At 63.8% G+C, this 23270-nt stretch carries 24 protein-coding genes; 8 read left to right on the top strand and 16 right to left on the bottom strand.

The window, feature by feature from the left end; all coding sequences use genetic code 11:
* Positions 1-101: 101 nt before the first annotated feature.
* Both WG900_RS07540 and WG900_RS07535 read left to right on the top strand, forming a co-directional pair.
* Complete coding sequence (locus WG900_RS07540) at positions 102-1061, top strand: alpha/beta fold hydrolase (RefSeq protein ID WP_339966034.1); 960 nt, start codon at positions 102-104, stop codon at positions 1059-1061.
* Complete coding sequence (locus WG900_RS07535; RefSeq protein WP_339966032.1) at positions 1058-1429, top strand: Cap15 family cyclic dinucleotide receptor domain-containing protein; 372 nt, start codon at positions 1058-1060, stop codon at positions 1427-1429. The genes WG900_RS07540 and WG900_RS07535 overlap by 4 nt, the downstream gene beginning before the upstream one ends.
* Here the strand turns inward: WG900_RS07535 and WG900_RS07530 are convergent.
* From WG900_RS07530 to WG900_RS07520, 3 genes are read right to left on the bottom strand one after another with little or no spacing between them, the layout of a single operon-like run.
* Positions 1390-2478 carry an LLM class flavin-dependent oxidoreductase gene (locus WG900_RS07530; protein WP_339966030.1) on the bottom strand — a complete coding sequence of 363 codons (1089 nt, stop codon included), beginning with the start codon at positions 2476-2478 and terminating at the stop codon, positions 1390-1392. The genes WG900_RS07535 and WG900_RS07530 overlap by 40 nt on opposite strands.
* 4 nt (positions 2479-2482) lie before the next feature.
* The gene (locus WG900_RS07525) at positions 2483-3670 is read right to left on the bottom strand and encodes a class I SAM-dependent methyltransferase (RefSeq protein ID WP_339966029.1); all 1188 of its coding nucleotides are present in this window, start codon (positions 3668-3670) and stop codon (positions 2483-2485) included.
* A 16-nt stretch (positions 3671-3686) separates the two neighbouring features.
* Positions 3687-4040: a hypothetical protein gene (locus tag WG900_RS07520; RefSeq protein WP_339966028.1), complete on the bottom strand. Its 354-nt coding sequence runs from the start codon at positions 4038-4040 to the stop codon at positions 3687-3689.
* A gap of 200 nt (positions 4041-4240) precedes the next feature.
* Here WG900_RS07520 and WG900_RS07515 point away from each other — a divergent pair, with 200 nt between their 5' ends.
* Complete coding sequence (locus WG900_RS07515) at positions 4241-5809, top strand: FAD-binding oxidoreductase (protein WP_339966027.1); 1569 nt, start codon at positions 4241-4243, stop codon at positions 5807-5809.
* Positions 5810-5871: 62 nt separating this feature from the next.
* Here the strand turns inward: WG900_RS07515 and WG900_RS07510 are convergent, their stop codons facing one another.
* The gene (locus WG900_RS07510; RefSeq protein WP_339966026.1) at positions 5872-6867 is read right to left on the bottom strand and encodes a DUF1838 family protein; all 996 of its coding nucleotides are present in this window, start codon (positions 6865-6867) and stop codon (positions 5872-5874) included.
* 170 nt (positions 6868-7037) lie between these two features.
* On the opposite strand from WG900_RS07510, the gene WG900_RS07505 reads away from it, so the two are divergent.
* Complete coding sequence (locus WG900_RS07505; protein WP_339966022.1) at positions 7038-8267, top strand: class I SAM-dependent methyltransferase; 1230 nt, start codon at positions 7038-7040, stop codon at positions 8265-8267.
* Positions 8264-8635, top strand: a complete 372-nt coding sequence (locus WG900_RS07500; protein ID WP_339966021.1) for a hypothetical protein — start codon at positions 8264-8266, stop codon at positions 8633-8635. Before WG900_RS07505 ends, WG900_RS07500 begins: the two co-directional genes overlap by 4 nt.
* Positions 8636-8638: 3 nt before the next feature.
* Here WG900_RS07500 and WG900_RS07495 read toward each other — a convergent pair whose 3' ends face one another.
* From WG900_RS07495 to WG900_RS07460, 8 genes are all read right to left on the bottom strand, one after another.
* Positions 8639-9532, bottom strand: a complete 894-nt coding sequence (locus WG900_RS07495; protein WP_339966020.1) for an alpha/beta hydrolase family protein — start codon at positions 9530-9532, stop codon at positions 8639-8641.
* Entirely contained in the window at positions 9532-9924 is a 393-nt protein-coding gene (locus WG900_RS07490; protein ID WP_339966018.1) for a c-type cytochrome, read from the bottom strand. Before WG900_RS07490 ends, WG900_RS07495 begins: the two co-directional genes overlap by 1 nt.
* Before the next feature lie 90 nt (positions 9925-10014).
* Complete coding sequence (locus tag WG900_RS07485; protein ID WP_339966015.1) at positions 10015-11361, bottom strand: MFS transporter; 1347 nt, start codon at positions 11359-11361, stop codon at positions 10015-10017.
* Positions 11362-11389: 28 nt separating this feature from the next.
* A complete protein-coding gene (locus tag WG900_RS07480) occupies positions 11390-12586 on the bottom strand; it encodes a CaiB/BaiF CoA transferase family protein (protein WP_339966012.1) in 1197 nt (398 codons plus the stop codon).
* Entirely contained in the window at positions 12586-13491 is a 906-nt protein-coding gene (locus WG900_RS07475; protein WP_339966011.1) for a hydroxymethylglutaryl-CoA lyase, read from the bottom strand. The genes WG900_RS07480 and WG900_RS07475 overlap by 1 nt, the downstream gene beginning before the upstream one ends.
* Before the next feature lie 181 nt (positions 13492-13672).
* Positions 13673-15202 (bottom strand): DHA2 family efflux MFS transporter permease subunit, encoded by a 1530-nt coding sequence (locus WG900_RS07470; protein WP_339966009.1) that lies wholly within the window; start codon positions 15200-15202, stop codon positions 13673-13675.
* Positions 15203-15213: 11 nt separating this feature from the next.
* The gene (locus WG900_RS07465) at positions 15214-16365 is read right to left on the bottom strand and encodes an HlyD family secretion protein (RefSeq protein WP_339966008.1); all 1152 of its coding nucleotides are present in this window, start codon (positions 16363-16365) and stop codon (positions 15214-15216) included.
* Positions 16358-17830: an efflux transporter outer membrane subunit gene (locus tag WG900_RS07460; RefSeq protein ID WP_339966006.1), complete on the bottom strand. Its 1473-nt coding sequence runs from the start codon at positions 17828-17830 to the stop codon at positions 16358-16360. The genes WG900_RS07465 and WG900_RS07460 overlap by 8 nt, the downstream gene beginning before the upstream one ends.
* Before the next feature lie 98 nt (positions 17831-17928).
* Between WG900_RS07460 and WG900_RS07455 the strand changes: the two genes are divergently transcribed.
* Both WG900_RS07455 and WG900_RS07450 read left to right on the top strand, forming a co-directional pair.
* Positions 17929-18561 carry a TetR/AcrR family transcriptional regulator gene (locus tag WG900_RS07455; RefSeq protein WP_339966004.1) on the top strand — a complete coding sequence of 211 codons (633 nt, stop codon included), beginning with the start codon at positions 17929-17931 and terminating at the stop codon, positions 18559-18561.
* A 101-nt stretch (positions 18562-18662) separates the two neighbouring features.
* Positions 18663-19973, top strand: a complete 1311-nt coding sequence (locus WG900_RS07450; protein ID WP_339966002.1) for an Hsp70 family protein — start codon at positions 18663-18665, stop codon at positions 19971-19973.
* Positions 19974-19992: 19 nt separating this feature from the next.
* Here WG900_RS07450 and WG900_RS07445 read toward each other — a convergent pair whose 3' ends face one another.
* The 3 genes from WG900_RS07445 to WG900_RS07435 are packed head-to-tail and all read right to left on the bottom strand — an operon-like array spanning position 19993 to position 20966.
* Positions 19993-20328, bottom strand: coding sequence for a DUF2322 family protein (locus tag WG900_RS07445; protein ID WP_339966508.1), 336 nt, complete (start codon positions 20326-20328; stop codon positions 19993-19995).
* A gap of 31 nt (positions 20329-20359) precedes the next feature.
* Positions 20360-20743, bottom strand: coding sequence for a nuclear transport factor 2 family protein (locus tag WG900_RS07440; RefSeq protein WP_339966001.1), 384 nt, complete (start codon positions 20741-20743; stop codon positions 20360-20362).
* A gap of 16 nt (positions 20744-20759) precedes the next feature.
* On the bottom strand, positions 20760-20966 hold the full coding sequence (locus WG900_RS07435; protein ID WP_339965999.1) for a hypothetical protein: 207 nt from the start codon (positions 20964-20966) through the stop codon (positions 20760-20762).
* Between the two features lie 116 nt (positions 20967-21082).
* On the opposite strand from WG900_RS07435, the gene WG900_RS07430 reads away from it, so the two are divergent.
* On the top strand, positions 21083-22381 hold the full coding sequence (locus WG900_RS07430; protein ID WP_339965998.1) for a hypothetical protein: 1299 nt from the start codon (positions 21083-21085) through the stop codon (positions 22379-22381).
* Here the strand turns inward: WG900_RS07430 and WG900_RS07425 are convergent.
* Positions 22378-22641 carry a hypothetical protein gene (locus WG900_RS07425; protein ID WP_339965997.1) on the bottom strand — a complete coding sequence of 88 codons (264 nt, stop codon included), beginning with the start codon at positions 22639-22641 and terminating at the stop codon, positions 22378-22380. The genes WG900_RS07430 and WG900_RS07425 overlap by 4 nt on opposite strands.
* Between the last annotated feature and the right edge of the window lie 629 nt (positions 22642-23270).

Below are 23270 nucleotides of genomic sequence, written 5' to 3'. Positions count from 1 at the left end.
CTATCCGCAGACCGGAGAGGCTGGCAACGCTCGTGGCCCCCGCCTTGCCCGCACCTAGCCTGCCGCCGACACAGTCTGCCAGCAACACAGGGGAGTCCAGCATGGTGAAGCGGATCGGCAAACTGCTGCTTGTTCTTGTATTACTGGTCGCGGGCGTGCTTGGCACGATGCGGCTGGGCTTGTGGAACCCTTCGTATGAAAGCGTGAAAGCCCATCAGGCCGCCGCGCCATCGCGGTTTGAACAGCACGGCACGGTCAACCTTCATATCCGCGACGAGGGCGAAGGCCCCGTGGTGCTGATGCTCCACTCCTCGATGACCAACCTGCGCGAATGGGATGCCTGGGCCGATGCGCTGAAGGGCCGATACCGGGTTATCCGGTTCGATTGGCCGCCCTATGGCCTGTCGACCGATTCCGCCCCATCAAGGGGTATGCCCGGCGTGGTTGCGCTGATCGAAAAGGTGGTTGCGGCGAAAGGTCTGAAGCAGCTCTCGATTGTGGGAACTTCCAGTGGGGCGACCATTGCCACGCTTTATGCGTCGCGGCACCCGGATCAGGTGAAGGCGCTGGCGCTGTCCGCCCTGCCGCTGGAGGCACCGCCGCCGCCGGAGTTCAGCAAGCTGATGTGGTCCATGGTCTGGACGCACGAAAAGCTGGTCCCGAACTATTACCCGCGCGCCTATTACCGCCAGTCGCTGTCCGAACTCTACGGCAAGCCCGAGCGGCTGACCGACGAGACCGTCCAGTGGTATTATGAGACCAACACCATTCCCGGCGGCTTTGCCAAGGTGAAGGAGTACTGGGAAGCAAACAAGAAAGCCGTCTGGGCAAAAGGTGCCGGCGGGGACGCCGCCAAGGTTACCGCGCCGATCCTGCTGCAATGGGGGGACCGTGATCCCGTGTTGCCCAATTACTTGGCCGACAAGGCGGTGAAGCAGTTTTCCTCGGCTCAGGTGACCTTGGTGCATTACCCCGATGTCGGGCACTATCCCATGCTTGAATTGCCGCAGGAAACCGGGCGCGATCTGGGCGCCTGGCTCGACAAGGTTCATGCCAAGTGACGTGGGATGTTGCCGGGATCTGGGAACTGGCCGGACGGGCCATCGGCCCGGATGGATCGGAACTCTACCGTTGGGAAGCGCAGGTGACGATGCGCGCTGATCTGTCGGTCACGCTCCAGACGCGGGGTGAGCGCCTGTCCCGCTCGCATTCCTATGCCGAGCGGCTCCGCGCTCTGCCTGATGGGCGCTGGAAGCTGACTTACGGCTATGAAATGGAGCCCGACAGCGGCGCGCCGGAAGGCTACGAGTTCTTCGGCATGAGCCAGTTGACCTTCGCCGCCGACCTGCAAAGCGCGCAGGGCAATTCGTGCAACTGGAACGGCACGCGTTACGTGGTGATGGAATTGGCGCTCACCCGCGCGTCATAATCCGCCGCCTTGGCGCGGAGCAGCGGGGCGAGATCGCGGCCGATGGCGATCACATCCTCGACCGGATCGAAGCCGCGCAGGATAAACTTGGTCACCCCCTCGCGGTAATAGTCCATCAGCGCTTCGCTCAGCGTTTCCGGGCTGCCGACCAGCGCGCCCGAATTGCTCTGCCCTCCGCGCAGCTGGTTGATACCGTTCCAGAAGCAGCGCTCCAGCCGGTCGCCGCGCTGGGCGAGCGCCTCGGTGCGGCGAAAGCCATCGGCAGCGGAGGCAGCCTTGTTGACCGCGAGTTGCCCCATGTTGGCCGCCACCGTCTCGCGGATGGCATCAGCCTTGGCCCAGGCGGCTTCGTCGGTCTCGGCCATGACAATGCGGATCGACATGAGGAACGCGGGATCGCGGCCATGCGGAGCGGCTTCGGCGCGGACTTTGCCGACCGCCTCCTTCATGCCTTCGACGGTGTCGGACAGCGTTGCGAAGACGTCTGCATATTCACCCGCCACAGACAGCGCGGCGGGCGACATGCCGCCGAAATAGACCGGAATCTCGTGCAACGGCTTCACCGCCGCAAAGCCGCCGGTGAAGCGGAACCATTTGCCATCGTGATCGAACGGAGCATCGCTGCTCCACATGCGGCGCAGCAGGTCAATGTATTCGCGCGCGCGGTCATAGCGCTCAACCTTGCTGAGGTAATCGCCGTCCGCCTGCGTTTCGACGTCGCTGGCGGCCGTGATAATATGCACGCCGACGCGCCCTGGCATCAGCTGGTCCAGCGTCGCCAGCATCCGCGCGGCCATGGTCGGCGGGATGAAGCCCGGCCGGTGAGCCAGCATCACCCCCAGCCGCTCGGTCTGCGCGGCGATGAAGGCGGCAATGGTGAAATTGTCCGGCATGATCGAGGCATTGGCGACCAGCACCCGGTCATAACCCCATTCGTCATGCAGCCTCGCCATGCGGCCAATCCCGTCTCGGTCGAAGGTCTGGAACGGCAGCGGGTGGGTTTCGGACGAGACGTTGTGGTTCAGCAGGCCGTTGATCTCGACAGGCACCGGCTCAGTCCTTCACCGACGAACAGGCGTACCAAGATCCCAGCATCGTGCGCCCTTCCGGGTGGCCTTTGGTGAAGAAATCCTCGCGCTTAGGATCAAGTTCGCGCACCCCGCGGCGATAGCCGACCGCCGTCTTTTCCTCGGCAAACCCGGCCGCCTTGGCGACTTCCATCCAGTCGGTGCGGGCGAGCACGGTCATGAAGGGTTCGTTGTTGTAGTGCGATTCCCAGTCGAGCCGCATCTGGTCCCACAGGCCCAGATGCTCGTGCCGCGCCGGCACATCGACGTGAACCATCACCCCGCCGGGACGCAGCAGGCGGTGACTTTCCTTGAAGATCGCGCGCATGGCCTTGGTCGAGGTTTCGTGCAGCACGGCGGCCGAACAGACCAGGTCGAAGCTGCCGTCAGAAAAGTCGGTACATTCGGCGTTCTGCTGGCTGAAATGGATCGCGGCGCCCAGCGCCTCGGCGCGGGCATGGCCGTAGCGCAGCATGGGCGCGCCGACATCGACACCATAAATTTCGGCTTCGGGAAAGGCCGCAGCCAGCGCCACGGTCGACTGACCGATCGAGCATCCAAGGTCGAGAATGCGCTTTGGCTTGAGGTCGGGGTAGAAATCGAGGACATGGCTGGCCACCGTGTGACCGCGCCCGTCGTTCTTCCAACCGCCATTGAAGTTGCGCAGATAGGTTGATGAAAACCGGTCATAAAGAGCACCGGCCCGGAAATCGTCCTCGGCGGTATCAACCATGTAGGAACCCGGCATCCGGTGATTGTCAATCGCGGTAATATAGCGCGGCGCGACGAAGTCCGGGGCCAGCCGCAGCGAGCCTAGCGGCGCGGCGACATGCTTGTTCACTTCCTCGGCAAGGGTGTCGTATTGCCGGTCAATCGATTCATCAATCGCGTGCCACATGCGGTCCTGATAGGCGAGCGTCAGGGTCAGCCAGTACTGGTGGAATGGCTCGGCTTCGAGCGCGCGGCGCACTTCGCTGCTCTTGCCCGGAGCGCGGCCAAGCGCCTCAGCGACTTCGGGCACGACAACCTCGTCAAGCAACCGCCGGTCAAGCGGATCGAGATTGCGCGCGGTCCATTCGCGGAGCGCAAGGAAATGGTCTTCCAGCGCCTGCTCGTCATGGTTGGCCTGCGGCATGACGGCATGGCCGTAATGGTCGGGTGCGTTCCTGAGCATTGTCGCGTCCTTACCTTCAGTCCGCCACGGCGGAGAGCGTTTCGTCATATTGCTGCTGCTCGGTCAGCAGGTCGGGCACCAGCTTGTCGCGCCCGGCCCCCAGCACGCGGTTGTAGCTGGCATTGCGAACCTGCGCGCGGTGCGCCTTGGCAGCGGCATCGGGCTGGAAGGCATCGACCTTGTCCGGCCCGTGCAGTCCGGCCTGTTCCAGAAGGCGTTCGTTGGCATCGAGCCGGTCGCGCAAAACCGCAACTTCGCCCAGCAAGGCGATGACCATGGCGGCAAGCGCGTCGACGGTCTGGCTTTCGAACACCACCGGCTGGCTACCCTTGGCGTGCTGGATGCGGTCGCGGTTGATGCGTTCTGCCATGGGCTTACTCCGATGCGCCAAGAAAATAGGGGATCACGGCCTGACACTCCACATCTGTCGCAGCGTGTGATGATGGTATGCGAAACGCCGGTCCTATCGCGCGCAGCCCCGAGTCTCCGCTGTCCGGATAAGGCCGGGCGGGCTAGTCTCTTGCCGGGAGACTGGCCGCAAGAGACGGAAGCAAGATTCTGGTGGGGTTTATGATGGCTACGAAGACCAAGGCAACCGCTCAAATGCTCGTCGATGCACTGCGCGGCGCGCTGGGCGATAGCGCTGTCGTCACCGATGCCGCCAGCCTCGATTACTACGCCAACGACGTTTACCGCACGGGCGGCGCGCCGCTTGCCGTGATCCGGCCTGCTACGGTCGAAGCCCTGCAACAAGCCGTGCGGCTCTGCTCTGACGCCGGTGTGGCCATGGTCCCGCGCGGCGGCGGGGCGTCCTACACCGATGGCTATGTCCTGCCCGAAGGCGGCCATGTGTTGTTCGATACCGGCGCGCTCGACACCATCGTGATCGACGAGGCCAATGCCACGGTCACTGCCGGAGCCGGCGTCACCTGGGCGAACCTCAAGACCGCGCTCGATGCCAAGGGCTTCCGCACGCCGTTCTGGGGGCCGTTCTCGGGCATTGCCGCCACAGTAGGCGGCAGCCTCAGTCAGAACACGGTGAGCCACGGCACGGCGGCGCACGGGATTTCGGCGCAGTCGGTGCTGTCGATGGACGTCGTTCTGGCCAGCGGCGAGCTAGTCTCGACCGGGACCGGCAGCGCTGTCCGCAACTATGGCCCCGACCTCACCAGCCTGTTTACAGGCGATTGCGGCGCATTCGGGATCAAGGTCGCCGCGCGCCTGCCACTTATCGGCTTACGCAACCATTTCGAATGCCTGAGCTTTGCCTTCGACGACTTCGCCGCTTTCCATGCTGGTTCGCGCGCCGCGCAACTTGCTGGGATCGAGGACTCGCAGTTCGGGCTCGATCTCGCGCTGTCGCAGGGACAGATAGGCCGGCAGGACGGGATTGGGGCAAAGCTGGAGATTGCCGCACAGGTGCTGAAACGCGCGCCCAACAAGTTGAAGGGCGTGGCGCAGCTCCTCCGCATGGCCATCGCCGGCGAGGATGCGATGCGCGCCGGGGCCTATATGCTCCACTTCATCGTCGATGGTGCAGACGCCGAGGAAGCAGCGCTGCGGGCAAAGCAACTCCGCCGGGTCCTCTCCACTCACGGGCGAGAGATTGCCAACTCAATTCCGACTTTCGTGAAATCGCTGCCCTTCGCGCCGCTGTTCAACATCCTTGGCCCTGGCGGCGAACGCTGGGTGCCGATCCATGCCGTGTTGGCGCACGATCAGGCGGTGGCCTTCGACACCGCGTTCAAGGCGCTGATCGCTGCCCGCAAGGCGGAGATGGACAAGCTGGGCGTCTGGCTGGGGAACATGTTCTCACCCGTCGGCTCGACCGGGTTTCTCTATGAGGTCGCACTCTACTGGCCCGATGCCCGCACCGCCTATCACGAGCGGACGCTGGGCGCGGAATACCTCGGCGGCCAACCGGACTTCAAGGCCGATCCAGACAGCCGCGCCTATGCTGATGAGTTGAAGAATGCCATCATTGCGGTGATGCAGGATCACCGCGCCGCACATTTCCAGATCGGCCGCGCCTATCCCTATCAGGTCCGCCTTGCGCCGCAGATGCAGAGCCTGCTCGGCGCGATCAAGCGCGAGCTTGATCCCAAAGGGCTGATGAACCCCGGCGTTCTGGGGCTGTAAAAAGGAAACCCCTCCCCGCCGGTCCACAGGCGGAGAGGGGCCTTTAGCGGTTCTTAAATACCTTACTTCTTTAGCGAAGGCGGCTGCGGCGGCGTCCAGCCTTCGGGCACCGGCGCGGGCTTCTGCTCGCGCGCATAGTTTTCCAGGCTGGAGAGCGAAGGACCGTAATCCTCGGTCGGCGCGCTCAGCCACTTGTCACCATATTTCCGCGCCGCGGCCACCAGATCCGCCGGCAATCCGGCCACGCCGTTCGGTATGGTCTGGAAGTTGGTGAAATAGTTCACGTGGCCCGGCGCCTGCCCCATCAGCATCCACGGCAGCCATGGCGTCACGCGCGACCACGAACCGATGTGCGGGATGTGGGTGAGGTTCGGGTTCTCCACGTCCTTGCGCTTCACCACGTAGATGAAGTGTTCGGACACGCGGTTCATCGGGCCCGAGCTTTCGCGCACCCAGACATCGGGCTTCAGCGCGTTGGGATAGATCATGTCGACTTCGGTGCGCAGGATCATCGTGCCTTCGGGGCCGAATTCCCAGTTCTGCAGGAAGGGCTTGCGCGGCGGCTTGTCTTTGTTCAGCCCGCCATAACTCGGCGGTTCGGGTGCCCATTCACCGATGGTGAAGTTGAACGGATCGTTGGCGATCGGCACGACCTTAACGGTCTCGTTCGTATAGGGATTGTGCCAGGATTCCATGATCTTGCCGGTGTTGATATCGCGGTAGAACACGATTTCGCGCAGCATGCGGCGATAGGAGCCGTCCTCCAGCCGCTTGGTTCGCACGAAACTGAACCCCTCCACGTCGAACAACGGGCGCACCTTTTCGCCGTCGCGCACGCCATAGGCGCGGCCCTTCAGCCAGCCGCACTTCTCCTTGGTCGGATCGATATCAGCATCGATGCGCACATAGGTGTCACGCGTCCACTTCGGGTCCTTGAAATCGATCTTGGTGATGAAGCGCGGTTTGGCCCCCTTGGCCAAGGCGGGCGCAGCAACGGCCCCTGCCGCCAGAGCCGCCAGGCCCAGGCTGTCGCGCCGCGAAAACTTTGCTCCGTCCATCTTGAAATCTCCCTGTGGGTCTGCACACCGTTTTTCCGCTTTCCGCCCGGTACAGGAGCGCGATAGCATGGCCTGTCCGCCCTGCGGATAGCGGACCGGCCGGGACCTTGCCCCGGGGCCACAAGCGCCGCAAGACGCGGGCTGACGTACAGGATGGAGCGGAGAAGCGGATGTTGAATACCTTCCAGCAGGCACCCCATGCCGCGCTGCCTACCGCGACTCACGACGAAGCGTCGCGGCAGGAGTTCGCCAAGAGCTTCAAGGGCTTCATCCAAAGCACCCTGCTTCCCGGCCTGACGCCGATTTACCAGACCCGCGCTGCACCGCGTTTCCAGCGCGAGACCGGCCACGCGCCGGCAGATCGCCGCGAAATTCGTGCCAGCATGGTCGGCGACATCTATTTCCAGCACTACGCCGCCGCGAACCGCATCGCGCAGGAACTGTTGTGGGAATCGGTCAATGTCTCGGTCGACCGCCAGCTTCCCGAACTGAACGCCAAGGCCAAGGAACTTTCGGCCAGTACCAAGGCGGAATTGATCATTCCAGAGGGCTTCGTCCCGCCGCGCTATGTCACGGCGCTGGACATTCACTGCATGCCGGGCGGCTATTGTTCGGAAGTGTGCGAAGACGACATCTCGGTCGGCGCGTTATATGATCGGGGCGTCTACCTCTATTCAATGGGCTATACCGGGCCGAACAATGACGACATGGGCCGCTCGGTGGTCAATTACCTGAAGCGCAACCTGCCCGACTTCAAACCGCGCCGTATCCTCGACATGGGCTGCACGGTTGGCCATTCGACCCTGCCCTATAAGGAATTGTTCCCCGAGGCAGAGATCTGGGGCATCGATGTGGGCGGACCCTGCGTGCGTTATGCCCATGCGCGGGCCGCCGCCTTCGGGCTCGAGGTCAACTTCGCGCAGATGGATGCGACGGCGACGACTTTCCCGGACGGCCATTTCGACCTCGTCGTCAGCCACATCCTGCTGCACGAGACCAGCGGCAAGGCGATGCCGAAAGTGTTCGAAGAGACCTTCCGCGTCCTCGCGCCGGGCGGCCTGATGATCCACGCCGATCTGCCGCCGTTTGACCTGATGGACCCGTTCACCCAGTTCATTCTCGACAACGAGACCTGGTACAACAACGAACCGTTCTGGGGCGCGATGCGCGACATGGACCAGTACGAACTGGCCGTGAAAGCCGGCTTTGACCGCGCCGATGTGCGCTTTGACACGGCCCCGATGGCGGTCATGGAATTCGCCGCGGCGGCCGACGGCTACAGTCAGGAAGCATCCGAACACGTGGCCGAGCGCGACTTTACGGCGGGCGAATTCGCCCCTGGCGGCGGCTGGGAAGTGTTCATCGGCCGCAAGGCAGAAGCAAAGGCAATGGCAGCATGAACGCCGGAAATACACCCACTGAACGCCCTCATGTCATCCGCCACGCGCGAGGAAAGCGGCCTGAATTTTACGAAACACCGGGCCTTGATGAGGCCATGTCGATGATCATGGTGCTGGCTAGCGAGCTTGCCACCCTGCGCGACCGGCTCGATTCTGCCGAGCGTGCCGCCAAGGCACAAGGGGTTGATCTTGCAGCTGGAATCGAAGCACTCCAACTGGATCAGGAGGCGCTGGAATCGCGAGAGGCATGGCGGCAGGACTTCCTTGGCCGCCTATTCTACCTGACGTCGAAGGACGCCGCCGAAGCCGCTGAGGCGCAGACCGCGGAAGCGTATCGCAAGACCATCGAGGAAGTCGCTGAGGGCTGAACCCTATTTGCGAAGCAACTGCACCGGCATTGCATCACTGACTTGCCGGTCCAGCAAGCGCATTGCCGCGCGGTCGCCCGCCCCGAAGGCGCGCAGGAACTGGGTCGAGATCCGTTTGGCATCTTCCAGCCGGGCAACTTGCTGCGGCCCCGGTACTTCATAACGGCAGATCAGCCCGCCGAAATAGTGGTCGACGCCTTCCAGCACGAGGCCATAGCGGTTCCCTCCGGGCGCAGCCGCATCATAAGGCGCGAGGTGTCCCTTCCACGATCCAGGCACGGGTGCGAGGCCCGGCCCGGCGGGCGGATTATCCGCCGTGCCGGTCTGGATCAGCGCGGGCACGGCCAGCTTGGCATAGCCCTCCGCCGTGCACAGCACCGGGACCGGCGCGGGCGGCGAGAAGGCGACCACGGCGCGGACATTCGCGTCCGACAGCGCCCCGGTAATTCCCGGCGGCGGCACGGCCGCTGCGCCGCCCATGGTCAGCGCCACCAGTCCGCCATAGCTGTGTCCGGCTGCGACCCATGGACGCTTGCCGACATGGGCGGACAACGCGCGCATATCCTCAATTCGCGCTTTCCAGCTGGCGAGACCGGGGAATTCCCTGGTTCCGGGGTGCTCTTCGGAATCGACATGCAGCGGCGCCAGCACATGCCAGCCATCGGCTACCCAAGTCCCGATCACTGCTTCGTAAAGCTGCGGAGCGGAAAGTGCGCCGTGGGAGAACAGGATCGTCCCCCGCTTGCGCCCATTGGGCCGCCATTCGGTGATGGCGATGCTCCGACCGCCCGGCCCCTCCAGATCAAACGCCCGGCGCGCAGGTGCCGCCGCGCCAAGCGGGCCGGCCAAGGGGGCCAGCAAGGCGCCAAGGGAAAAAGCCCGGCGGCTGATGTCCATCAGGGAACCGGCTTCTTGAGATAGGCGATCACCGCCTTGCGATCGGCGGGATTGGGCAGGCCGGCAAACACCATCGACGTGCCCGGAACCACTCCGGCCGGACGCGCCAGCCACTTGTCCAACGTGGCATCATTCCACTTGATCGGGGTCTTCTTCATCGCCGCCGAATAGGTAAAGCCCGGAACGGTGCCCGAAGTGCGCCCGACAACGCCTTCAAGGTGCGGGCCGACTTTCTTGGGGGCTTTGGCAGTCATCGCATGGCAGGCGGCGCAGCGCAGATAGATAAGCTTGCCCTTGGCCGCGAGACCTTGCTCCGGTGGCGCAGCTATGGCGGGAGCGGCAGCCGCCAGAATGAGCGGAAGAGCGATCAGCGAACGGGACATGGCACGCATTTCGAAAAGCCTTTCAAATCTTCAGACGGATTTAGCGGCAGCTTCATGGCGCACAGGTGAACGCCCGCACGCTCTCCGTCTGTCGGGCAGTCATGCGCTTTTCGGCAGGCGATAGCGGCTGAACACTGCCAGCGCGGTCAGCTGCGTCGCCACCGGGACTAGGCTGTACAGCAACACGATCCCGCGGATCGCCTCGGGCGTCTGTTCCACCATGCCGCCGGTCGATTCCTTGAAGCCGTAAACACTCATGACCACGCCCGCGATCACGGGGCCAAGCGCGAAGGCCAGCTTTTCCGCTGCCGAAAAAATGCCTGAGAATACGCCTTCGTTGGCCGATCCGGTGCGGTCGCGTTCATAGGCGATGGTGTCAGTCAGCATCGACAGGGCGAGCATTATGAACGAGGCGTTGAACACGCCGATCACCATGGCCCGCACCAGCACAAGAATATGCTGCGTGCCAAGCCCGGCGAAGATAACGTCGTCTGCAGGCTTCACGAAGAACCAGCTTGCCGTAACCAGCGTCCACCCCAGCATGGCCGCGACATAGCAGCGTTCCTTGCCGAAGCGGCGCGACATGGCGACCCACACCGGCTGGCTGGCAATCGCAACCACCGACATGACCAGCACGAACGGCAGAATGATCCACACCGCTTGCACGGCATAGAGATAGATGAAGGCAATCACGGTATAGCTCGATGCCTGCCCCACGCTCTGGATGAAATGCGCGGTCAGAAGCACGCGGAACGGCGTATTCTGGCCTACCTGCTTCAACTGCGAGAGGAAATTGCCCGGTGCAGCCTCGCCTTCAATCAGTTGCACGCCCTTCAGGCCGATAGCGGTGATCAGCATGGTGCCGATGCACAGCAGGCCGAAGACCAAGCCCATCGCCCGCCAGCCAGCCGCGCCGCCACCAAAGGCCGCCATCAGCGGCTGGGCCGCGCCCACACCAACGACCACGCCGATGGTCATGAAATTGAGCCGGTACATCATCACCCGCGTGCGCTGGTGCGGATCGGGGGAAAGTTCCGAGCCGATGGCGAGATAGGGCACCGAGAACATCGAAAACGCCGTAGAGCCGACGAAGAACAGCGCGCAGGTTACCGCCGCCGCCATGGCCGCGCTGGAATAGCCGGTGTGCCAGAACAGCGCGACGAAGGTCAGGCTGGTGAGCACGGCCCCGGCCAGCAGGAACGGCGTGCGCCCCCGGCTGGGCTTCACCCTGTCAGACCATGCCCCCATCAGCGGATCGCAGGCGATCAGCCACAGCTTGGGCACCAGCACGACAAGCCCGGCGATCCACGGCGCCACGCCAAGCATGGTCGTCATGAACAGCGGCAGCAGCACTGCCGGCGTGTCGCGGAAAATCTGCGCGCCAAGCTGGCCCGTGCCATAGGCAAGCGCCACTCGCGTGGGCACTGCCGTGTCCGTGGTCCCCATTTCTCCCCTTCCGCCCGTTCAGCCGGGACTAGATGATGCCGCGTGTCGCCAATTCGGCAAGTTCCTCTGCGCCCAGCCCCAGCCGTTCGCCCAGAACTTCGGCATTGTGTTCTCCCGGAAAGCGGGAGGCAGCGCGATGGATTGAAGACGGAGTGTCCGAGAGACGGGGAAAACAGGCCTGCATCTTTACCGAGCCATGCTCTTCATTGGGCACTTCTACGATGGCCTGCCGCGCCGCGAAATGTGGGTCCCGGAGCATATCCGGCGCCTTGTAGACGCGGCCAGCCGGGATCGAATATTCGATCATCTTCGCCTCAAGCTGGTCGATGGTCAGCGTGGATGTCCAGGCATCGACCAGATTGTCGAGTTCCACCTGATTTACCCCGCGCGCACCGTGCGTGGCATAACGTTCGTCAACGGCGAGTTCGGGCTGGCCCATCGCCGTCGCCAGACGCGCGAAGATGGCGTCGCCGTTTGCGCCGATCATGTATTCGCCGTCAGAGCATTTGTAGACGTTCGACGGCGCAATGCCCTTGAGCACCGAGCCGGACCGCTCGCGCATGATGCCATCGACATCGTATTCCACGACAAGGCTTTCCATGACCTGCAGCACGGCTTCGTACAGCGCGGAATCGACCACCTGCCCGCGACCGGTCTGATCCCGCACGCGCAGCGCCGCCAGCGCGCCCATGCAGCCATAAGTCCCGGCAAGAGAATCGCCGATGGACACGCCCATGCGGCTTGGCGGAAGGTCTGGATCGCCGACGATCGCGCGCCAGCCGCCCATCGCCTCGCCAATCCCGCCAAAGCCTGCCCGGTCCGAATAGGGGCCGTCCTGGCCATAGCCCGATACGCGCACGATGATCAGGCCGGGATTGATCGCATGGAGCGTTGCGGGATCGAGGCCCCACTTCTCCATCGTGCCGGGCTTGAAATTCTCGATCATGATGTCGGCATCGGCGAGCAATTTGCGCGCCAGCGCCTGTCCTTCGGCAACGCGCAGGTTGATGGAGACCGAGCGCTTGTTGCGGCCGATCACCTGCCACCACACCTTGTGCGTGCCATTGCCCCAGACGCGCATCGGATCGCCCACGCCGGGAAGCTCGATCTTGACCACGTCGGCACCCATGTCGCCCAGCAGCTGGCCGCAGAACGGCCCGGCGATCAGCTGTCCCAGCTCGACCACCTTAACCCCTTTGAGCGCGCCGGTATTCTCCTTCAACATCACTTCGCCTCACCTTTTGGAAATCCGCCCGCCTTCGCCAGCTGCGAAGGAAGCTGCTTGCCCATCACGCCGCCCAGCCAGTGCGAAGTGGCGACCAGCGCGTCGAAATCGAGATTGGTTTGCACGCCCGAACGGCCCAGCAGATAGACCACGTCCTCGGTCGCGACATTGCCCGCCGCGCCGGGCGCGAACGGACAGCCGCCCAGCCCGCCGATGCTGGCATCGATGGTGCTCGCGCCTGCCTCCACCGCCGCCCAGACATTGGCGATGGCGGTGTTGCGGGTGTCATGAAAATGCGCGCGCACCGGGATCGGAGCGATGGCCGCTTTGACCTGCGCCACCAGCCGGAAAACTTCCGCCGGCACCGCAACGCCAATGGTATCGGCCAGCACGATCTCGCAGGGACCGGCATCGGCCAGCTGCCGCCCCATGGCGACGACCTTCGCCGGATCGACCTCGCCTTCGAATGGGCAGCCGAAGGCCGCCGAAATCGTCACTTGCGCCGAAAGACCCGCCGCCTTGCCCTGCGCGATGATGCGCTTGGCCACTTCGACGGATTCGGCACTGGTCTGCTTCTGGTTGCGGATGCCAAAGGTGTCGCTGGCGAGCGTCACAGCGCCAAGCTGATCGAGCCCGCAGGCTATCGCCCGGTCGGCACCTTTTTCGTTGAGGACAAGCCCGATCCGCGTCACGCCTTCAGGCCGGCCGAGCAGCTTCACCACCTCTTCCGCGTCGGCCATTTGCGGCACCCGCGCAGGGTTGACGAAGCTGGTCACTTCCAGCCGCGTGATCCCGGCCGCAATCGCGCGCCGCGCCAGTTCCACCTTGTCGGCGGTGGCGATCATCACCTTTTCATTCTGCAGCCCGTCGCGCGGGCCAACCTCGACTATTTCGACCGCAGCCATGACGGCGCTCCGCTCCTGCCAGTTACAGACTGTGTGTCGCAGCTATTGCGGCTGACGCAAAGTCTGGACAGATTCATCTGAATAACCGTCAGGCGGTTGCACGATGGTCGTAGAGGCGCAATGCACGGGCCAAGGGCATATCACGCCCTCTCAGCGGGCCCTGCGGATCAGTTTGACTGGCCTAGTGCACTGCAATCGTGTCGACTTCGCGCTGCGGCCGAGGGGCCAGCCAGACGATCATCGCCGCCCCGGCAAAGACCAGCGCGGCGATCTGGAACACGTGGTTGGTGGCAAGCGCCAGACTTTGCTGATCGACCAACTGACTCACAGCAACACGTGTCTGGTCGACAGTCCAGCCCTGCGCCGCGAGCGCATCCTGGGCCTCACGCGTGTTGAGCCTGCCGGTCATCTCGCTTCGCGCAACCACGGCATTGTCGTTCCAGATGGTGGCTGAAATCGATGTCCCGATCGCCCCTGCCATGGTCCGCAGGAAGTTCATCACGCCCGCCGCCGACGCGGTTTCCTCAGGCTCGACCGCCGCCAAGGCGAGCGTGGTCAGGGGCACGAAGAAGAACGGCATGCCAAAGCCCATGATCAGCTGAGGCATGGCGAGTGTCCAGAAATCGGCCTGACTGTTCCATTGGGAACGCAGCAGCGCGGTCATGCCGAGCCAGAGGATGCCGAAACAGACCAGCAGGCGCGGATCGACGCGGGTGGAAAGCTTGGCCACGACCGGGGCCATGACAATTGCGGCCACGCCGGTGAAAGCGGTGGCATAGCCGGCATAGGTTGCGGTGTAGCCCAGGCTCGCCTGCAGCCACTGCGGTATGATAACCATGGTTGAGAAGAACGCCGCGAACGAGAACGACAGCGCCGTTACCGCGACCGTAAAGCCCCGGTGTCGGAACACGCGGATGTCAACGATCGGCTGCCTCTCCCCCAGTTCCCAAGCAATGAAGACGGCAAAGCCGATCAAAGCGGTAAAGCCGAGCAAGACCATCGACGTGTCATTGAACCAGTCATGCTCGCGGCCCAGATCGAGCAAAATTTGCAGCGCGGCAATCCACAACACCATGAGGAACAGCCCCGTCCGATCCACCTTGAGCGGCTGGCCCGGGGTTTCGATCGGGCGCAGCAAGTGCATCGCGCCAAAGCCGCAGAGCAACGCAACAGGCAAGTTAATCAGGAATATCCAGTGCCACGACAGGTTATCGCTGATCGATCCGCCCAGAATCGGGCCGATGATCGGGGCGACCAGTGTGGTCATGGCCCACAGCGCCATGGCCTGCACCTGCTGATCCTTGCGGAAGATGCGCAGGAGCAGCGTCTGCGTAAGCGGCATCAGCGGTCCGCCGCACAGCCCCTGACCGATCCGGCAGGCGACGAGCATCGTCAGCGATGTCGACAATCCGCACAGCACCGAGAACAGTCCGAAGCCGAACATGCCGACAGTGAAGGTCCGCACGGCTCCGAAGCGGCCAGCCAGCCATCCCGTCAGCGGCACGCTGATCGCCTCGGCGACAGCGTAGGACGTGATCACCCAGACGCCCTGACTTGGCGATATACCAAGGCTGCCCGCGATGTGCTGCACCGAGACATTGGCGATCGTCGTATCGAGGACGATCATGAAATTGGCGAGCGCGAGGACCATGCCCGCCATCAGCAGCTTTTTTCCGGTGAACGGCGCCGATGCCGCCTCGTTCGCTGTCATGGGCCGGCTCCCTACTGCGCCGAAACGTCGATTACCGCTTCCATCGACAGGCCAACCCGCAGCGGACGGGCGCGCAGTTCGCGCGGGTCGAGGGCAACCCTCACCGGAAGCCGCTGAACCACCTTGATCCAGTTGCCGGTGGCATTCTGCGCCGGGATCAGCGCGAAGGACGAGCCGGTGCCGCCCGACATGCCGACAACCTTGCCGTGGAATTCAACTCCGCTGCCGTAGAGGTCAGAGGTCAGCGTCACCGGCTGGCCAATCTTGAGCCGCCGCAGCTGCGCTTCCTTGAAATTGGCGTCGACATAGACCTGCTCGACCGGAACGATCAGCATCAGCGGCGCGCCCGAGCCGACGCGCTGTCCGGTCTGCACGCTGCGGCGGGTGATCACGCCGGCAATCGGCGCGCGCACGACGGTGCGCTCAAGATTGAGCCGCGCCAGATCAAGCCGCGCCTGCGCTGCCAGAACATCAGGCGAGGAGACCGCCGTGGTGCCACTGATCAAGGCATTGTTGGCTGCAAGTTCGCCGCTTGCCGCATTGCGGATCGCCCCGGCCTGCGAGATGCCGGCGCGAGCCAGATCAAGGTTGGCACGAGCGGCTGCATAGGCACTGGTAGCCGAGGACAGTTCGTCGCCCGACACCGCGCCGCCGGGTGCAAGTTTGCGCCGGCGTTCAAGATCGACGCTGGCCTTGGCAAATTCGGCCTGCGCCGCCGAAAGCTGGGCGCGGGCGCGGCCCTCCTCGGCTGAGCGGGCCTGCACTTGTGCGGCCAGCGCGCTGCTCGTAGCCGCTGCCTGGCCGAACTGGCGTCTGGCCTTGGCGAGATCGGCCTCCGCCTGGGCAAGCGCGATCCGCGCCTCGCTGTCATCAAGCCGCACCAGCACGTCGCCTTTACGGACCACCTGGGTATCGGCCACGGCGACCTCGATAACCTGACCCGAAACCATCGGCGTGACACTGGCGGTATCGGCGCCGACATAGGCATTGTCGGTGCTGATCGTGCGGCTGCCGACCAGAAAATACCACGCGCCATAGATCAGCAGCGCGGCAAGAACCGCAATGCCGATGATCGATAGCAGCTTGTTGCGGCGGGCCTTGCGTCCCGCGTCCGCAGTGTCGAGTTCAAGCCCTTCGAGGACTCCGGGATCGGCTTCAGCCATTGGTCTTGTTCCTGGGCGCGGCCACCGCCGCATTTTCGGTAGTTGTTGAAAAGCCGCCGCCCAGCGCGCGCACCAAAGCAACGTCGAGGGTGAAGGCCCGTGCTTCGAGATCGGCAACGATCATGCGGGTCTGAAGCAGTTTCTCCTCGGCGCTGAGCACGTGGAGATAGGTCGAAAGACCGCCTTCGAAACGCTGGCGGGCAATCGAATAGGCCTGTTCGGAATTGCCGAGTGCGGCCCGGCTCTGGGCCAGCCGCGTCGCCAGCGCGTTGCGGCTCGTGATTGCATCGGCGACCTCCCGGTATGCGCTCAGAACGGTACCGTCGTAGGCCGCGACAGCCGCATCATAGCTGGCGCGCGCGCCCTTGTACTGGCCGGCCAGCTGCCCGCCGCGAAAGATCGGCAAGCTGATAGCAGGGCCAGCGGAGCCGAAAGTCGAACCGCTGCTCAGCAAGTTGCCAAGACCAAGCGACTGGAAGCCGATCATCGCGCTCAGATTGACCGCCGGATAGAAATCCGCGCGGGCAACCTTGATCCGGCTGGCGGCTGCTTCAACCCGGGCGCGGGCGGAGGCGATGTCTGGTCGGCGGCCGACAAGATCGGTGGTGAAAGCCGCGGGGATCATCGCCGCGCTGCCCAGCCGGGCGGGCAGCGCAATGGCCAGACCACGGTCAGGGCCGGCGCCGACCAGCGCGGCGATGCGATTGCGGGTCAGACCTATGGCCTCGTCCGACGCAGCCAGTTCAGCGCGCGCCAGCGGTACTGCGCCGCTTGCCTGTTCAAGTTCAGCCCGGGTGTCGAGCCCGACTGCAACCCGGTCCGCGACCAGCTTCTGAGTGTGCATGCGAACCGCCAGCGCCTGATCCTGAACCGAACGCTCGGCTGCGAGGCGCGCCAGATCGGCATAGGCGGCGGCGATGCTCGTCGAGAGCACGAGGCGCGCCTGTGCCACCTCGATCCGCGCGGCATCGGCATCAGACGTCGAGGCGGCGAGCGCGGCGCGGTTCTTGCCCCAGAGGTCGAGGTCGAATCCGAACGTCGCGGCGACGCGTCCGCTGTCGTTCCAGCCCTGCGGCACGAAGGCGGGCGGGATGCCGTTGTTGTAACTCTGCTTGCTGGCTGAAGCGCTGGCTTCGACGCCCACTTGCGGTTGCCGGGCGGCTCCGGCTTGCTGGGCATAGCCTTCGGCGGCCCGCAAACGCGCGGCGGCCGCGGCAAGATCAGGCGAATCGCTGAGTCCCTCGGTGATCAGCTTGCTGAGCTGCGCATCGCCATAGACGCTCCACCAGTCACCCGCAGGCCAAGCAGAAGTTGCATTGTCAGTCGCAACCGAACGACTCGCTGCAATCGCAGATGCCTCGCGCATCTCGGGCCGTTCGCCGAGCTGCGGTACAGAGGCGCAACCGGCAAGCAGCAAGGGCAGCGTCAGCAGGGCAAGGTGAATGTGGCGGGGGGAATCGCGCATGGGAATAACCGTACTAGAGGGTACGGCTTTCAGATGGTCGCGCAATCCGGACTTGTCAACACAAAACTGTACCCTATAGTACGTCTATGGGATTGGATGTGAAAACCTTGGGCAAACGCGAGGCCAACAAGCTTGGCCGGCGTCAGGCCATCGTCGAAATCGCTGCGCTTTCATTTATGGAACACGGCTATGCCGGCACTTCGATGTCGGCAATCGCTACCGAACTAGGCGGATCGAAAAGCACGCTTTGGGGCTACTTTCCCTCCAAGGAAGACCTGTTCGCCGCCGTCATGGACGATGCGACGGCCGAGTTTCGCGCGCAGCTTGACGATGTGCTCGCCCACAAGGGGGAACTGGCCGATACCGTCCTGGCCTTCTGCCGCAAGTTCATCACCAAAGTTACCTCACCCGATGGTTGCGGCCTCTATAGGCTGGTTGCGGCAGAAAGCGGGCGCTTTCCGGAAGTCGGCCGGATCTTCTCGAGCCGCGGCCGTGAGCCTGTCGGACGACTGCTCGCCCATTATTTCCAGTCTCAGATTGACGCTGGCACGATGCGTCCCTCCGACCCCGTGCGTGCCGCCCATATGGTCCTCAGCCTTTGCCTTGGCGACCTGCACCAGCGCACGCTGCTGCTGGGGTTCCGTGCCTCCCCGCAAGACATAGTCGCTGAAGCCGAGGCGGTAACCGCTGACTTCCTGCGTGCCTATGCCAGCAGCGAAAGCGCTGGCTAAAGACGCGATTGCCAGAGCACGGCTGGCAAAGCGATTGCCGGATCGCCGCCACGCTGCCATAGGCGCCGACCGTTTCCGGATAGTCCGAGGTTACCCGATTCATGCCGGCCAGCATTTCCCCCGCCCGCGCGGTTGGCATCGATTTTGGCACGACCAATTCGGTCATCGCCATGGCATCGGGCACCGGCACAGCCGAACTGGTCGAATTTGACGCGCCCGGCGGTACCAGCTCGGTCTTCCGGTCGGCCCTGTGCTTCTGGCCGGAAGATAGCGCTCCGGGCGGGCTGGCCCACGAAGCCGGTCCGTGGGCAATCGCCGAATTTCTCGATTTCCCGCAAGGGTCGCGCCTGCTGCAAAGCTTCAAGTCGGTCGCCGCCCGGGCCACGTTCGAACATGCCAACCTGTTCGAAAAGCGGCTGCGCTTTGAGGATCTGGGCCAGATATTCCTGAAGCACCTGTTGGCCCACGGCGAAGAGGCTCTGCGCAATCTGCCCGAACGCGTCGTGGTGGGGCGGCCCGTGCGCTATGTCGGTGCGCAGCCCGATCCGGAACTGGCGCGCCGCCGCTATAATGCGATGTTTGCGCTGCTCGGCCGGGAAATCCACTATGTCTACGAACCGCTGGGTGCGGCCTATGGCTTTGCCACCGGCCTGTCCGACCCGGCGACTCTGCTGGTGGCGGATTTCGGCGGCGGCACCAGCGACTTTTCAATCGTGAAGGTCGGCCCGCCGGGCGCGGCACAGCGCTGCGTGCCGCTTGGTTCGGCCGGCATTGGCATAGCGGGCGACAGGTTCGACAGCCGAATCATGGACAAGCTTGTGCTCCCCCTGCTGGGCAAGGGCGGCACGTATAATTCCTTCGGCAAGGTGCTGGACATTCCGGCCGGGCATTTCACCGAATTCGGCGATTGGTCGCGCCTCGCCCTGATGCGCAACCGCCGGACGCTTGCCCAATTGGCGCAGCTGGAACGCAGCGCTACCGATCCCCCCGCCATAGCCCGGATGATCGCGGTGGTCGAAAACGAACTGGGCTACGCGCTGTATGAAGCCGTGGGCCAGCTCAAGCGCAGCCTGTCGAGCGAAACCCATGGCCACTTTCACTTCGAAGGCCCCGGCCTGATAATCGATGCAGAGGTCAGCCGCAGCGATTTCGAAAGCTGGATCGCGCCCGACCTGCTCCGGATTGGCGAAACGCTTGACGCGGCGTTGGCCAATGCCGGGCTGGATGCCCGCCAGATCGATCAGGTGTTCCTGACGGGCGGTTCGTCGCTGATACCTGCCGTGCGCCGCGTGTTTGAACAGCGCTTCGGGCCGGACAGGATCGCCAGCGGCAATGAGATGACCTCGATCGCCCATGGCCTCGCCCTGCTGGGAGAAGCTCCTGATCTGCATGACTGGATCGCGCTCGACTAGCGACAGCCGGGGCGGCTGGTTAGTGGCCAGCGCCGATGATTTGAATGTCCAGTGCTTCGTCGCCCGCGGCGATCGCCAGCAGCCGATCGACATTCGGATGGGCGCCCGGACGCGCGCGGGCATCCGCTGTGTGCTCGCCAAACACGAGCAGGCCATGCTCTGCCGCCGCACTGTCCAGCCTACCAAAGGCTTGCTTCAGGTAGTGATAGACGACCACCGAGCCCTGCTTGCCCGGTTGATTCTCGATGCTGGCAACGACGAGGCCATTGGCGTCGATGAGGTCTATCCGCTGCACGCCGCTTACCGGCGGCAATTGCTGCAAGTTATCCTTGAACGTCGTACCCGGCTCAATCATCGCCACAATCCCTGTCAGGTGTTTCACCAATTCACGCCAGAGTGAGAAAAATCTCGGCCTCAAGCATCCATTCCCCGCCGGCCTTTCGCCATTTGGCGGCGTAGGTCCCCGATGCCAGATCGATCCCGGACAAGGTCACGCCTTGCCATTTGCCGTGCTCCATGGCGATCGGCGCAACTGCCGACAGCTCGATCTTGTCGGGAAGGCGCGTGTAGACCGTACGATCGGCGCTCGCGAATTCGCGCTTCCACGCCAGCAGCTGCGCCTTGCGGCCGGACAGCAGCGCACTGTCCGTCCCGGCCACCAGCACGGCATCGTTCGTCAAAAACTGGCCGATGGCCGCAAGATCCGAGTGCGCAATCGCACGGTTGAAGGCGGCGCGGCGCAGACGAATAGCAAGATCGGCAGAATCCATGGCGCCCTTCCCCGGCTCAGTCCGCGGGCTTGAGTTTGACCCATATATCGACCGGCGCGGCAAACTTGCCGGGCGCCGGCTTGCCCACGTCGACGCGCTCGGCCACCACCAGTTCTCCGGAGGCAAGGTTGAAGCTCGCCCATGGCTTGGGCATCCGGTTGAATGTCACCTTCTGGATGGGGCGGCCAGTCGCCGAATTCATGATCGTTGCAATGATGCTCATGGGCTGCCGCTAACCGGATTTTCGGCAAGTCGCCAGCCGGTCCTGTACGCAATCGACAGTCTGGTGCCCGCCACAAGCGCCCTTGTGCGCACGCCGCATCGTGCTAGCCGCGCGGCATGACACAGACGGCGATCATTGACTGGGCGCGAGGCGACCTGTTCGGCCTCGACTTCCCGGCCCATCCCGAAGCGCTCCAATCCGGTGGGCCGGAATTCCTGACGCGCGCCTTTCGCGCCAGCGGCGCGCTAGGGGCGGACAACCGCGTCACGGCGATCACCGGCCTCGACGAATGGATGCTGGGCGGCACCGGGGTCAAGGCGTTGCTTTCGGTAGCTTATGAACGCGACGAGCCCGGCCTGACGTACGATCTGTTCGTGAAATTCTCGCGTAATTTCCGTGACAAGGTGCGCGATAGTGGCAGCTATCACATGCCGTCCGAAGTGCGGCTGGCGAACCTTTCGCGCAAGGCCGGTTTTCCGGTCGTAGTGCCGCACTGCTATTTTGCCGATATTCAGCAGGACACGCTGACCGGCATCCTGATCACGGAACGCATTGCCTATGACCAAGGCGCGATCGAGCCGCATTACCCAAAATGCATGGACCACCTGCTGCCCGATCCGTCGCCGCACTACCGGGCTCTGATCACCAATCTGGCGCGACTTTCAGGCGAGCACAAATCGGGCCGGCTGGGTGACATTGTCGAGCGCGATTTCCCGTTCGATGCCGACCGCCTGATCGCGCGCCGTCCGCCATTTGACCTGCCGTTGCTGGCCAAGCGGATCAACCGCCTCGCCGAATTCATCCTGCAATATCCGCACCTGTTCCCCGCGCACATCGCCGACCGGGGCTTTCTGGATGCCTTCTGCGCCGCCGCCCCGCTCGCGGCAGAACACCAGACGCAAATCCTGCGCCTCCTGCTCGCCCGGCCAGAGATGATCGCGCTTTGTCACATGAACGCTAACATCGACAATGCGTGGTTCTGGCGCGAACCGGACGGCGCGCTGCGCTCTGGACTGATCGACTGGGGCAGTGTCGGGCAGATGTCGGTGGCCCAGTCGATCTGGGGCTGCCTGGGTGCAGCGGAGCCTGAAACGCATGATCGGCATCTCGAGGGCCTGCTTGATCTCTTCATCGCCGAATATGCGCAGGCAGGCGGGCCGATGCTCGATCGGGGCGAGCTGGCGCAGCACGTCGAAATGCACGTGATGCTGTCAGCCCTGCACATGACGACAGCCCCGCCAGCCATCCTGCGCGAAGTGCCCGACCCGGCGGAGGCGGCGGATCGTTACGATCCGGTCTTCACCGCGAATGAAACCGCTCGGGTGCAGCTAAAGGTCACGATCGCGCTGCTTAACATGTGGAGCCGCCGCGATCTCGGCCGCCATCTCCGGGCCGATGCGGTCTGGCGGCGCTAGTTGGCCGGCGTTTCGACAAGCTCGGCGATCTCAAAGGAAAAACTCTTCCATCCCCGAGTCCGCGCGGCCTGCTGGGCCGGCGCCTGCTTGCGGCGCGCCTCGGCAAGCGAGCGCGTATGGCCCCAGAACACCTCGGTCTTGCCGCCTTCAAGCTCCGCAACAATGCGCCAGTAATGCGTGAAACTGTCAGCCGTTGGCCCGATGGTCTTCACATAGCCATCGGGCATGGTTGCAGTGAGATACCGGCGTTTCTTGCTCATGGGCACCCCATTCGCCAACCACCAGTGCAATGCAATACCGTTGGCGGAAAGGGACCACGAAGTTGCAACCAAAGGCCCGCCGGCCGCGCATGACTGCATCACCCTAGCGGCAATCTCGCATTTCGTTCTGTTATCAGAAGGTTATGGCGGAGAGGGTATCCGCCACTATCCCCCTGCAATTGGGGCGCTTATCCCCGATTTCCGGCAGAAGTCCGTGATAACCGTTCGCCGTCATTCGAGCTGGTTCGTCCCAGTGAGGAGCATGCGTTAGGGACGGCGTTAGAGATGGACCTGCTTACGAGCGTAACGCTAGGCCCCCACCACCCTCGCCGCAGCCACCATGCGCGCTGCATGATCACGAGACGAAAGGCCAGCCAGGGGCTCTGCCTAACTGATGGCCTTAAGCGAGCCGTTGCGTTCAAGCCTTTTCTTCATGAAAGTAGCAACAGCCGCCTTGTCGCAGGTTTTGGTGACATAGCTTTCGAGGACCCCGCCTTACTGGTCAACCGCGCGCCACAGTCTTGCATCTCGCCATTGATCTTCACGTAGTCCTCGTCAGTCACTGCCCGAAGCCCTCCATCCGGCTCAACCTCTGCCGGGAGGTGTGGGCGGCACATAACGACCGGAGT

It is taken from the genome of Novosphingobium aquae, assembly GCF_037572715.1.
Taxonomy (GTDB): Bacteria; Pseudomonadota; Alphaproteobacteria; order Sphingomonadales; family Sphingomonadaceae; genus Novosphingobium; species Novosphingobium aquae.
This window is presented reverse-complemented; position numbering and strand designations above follow the sequence as displayed.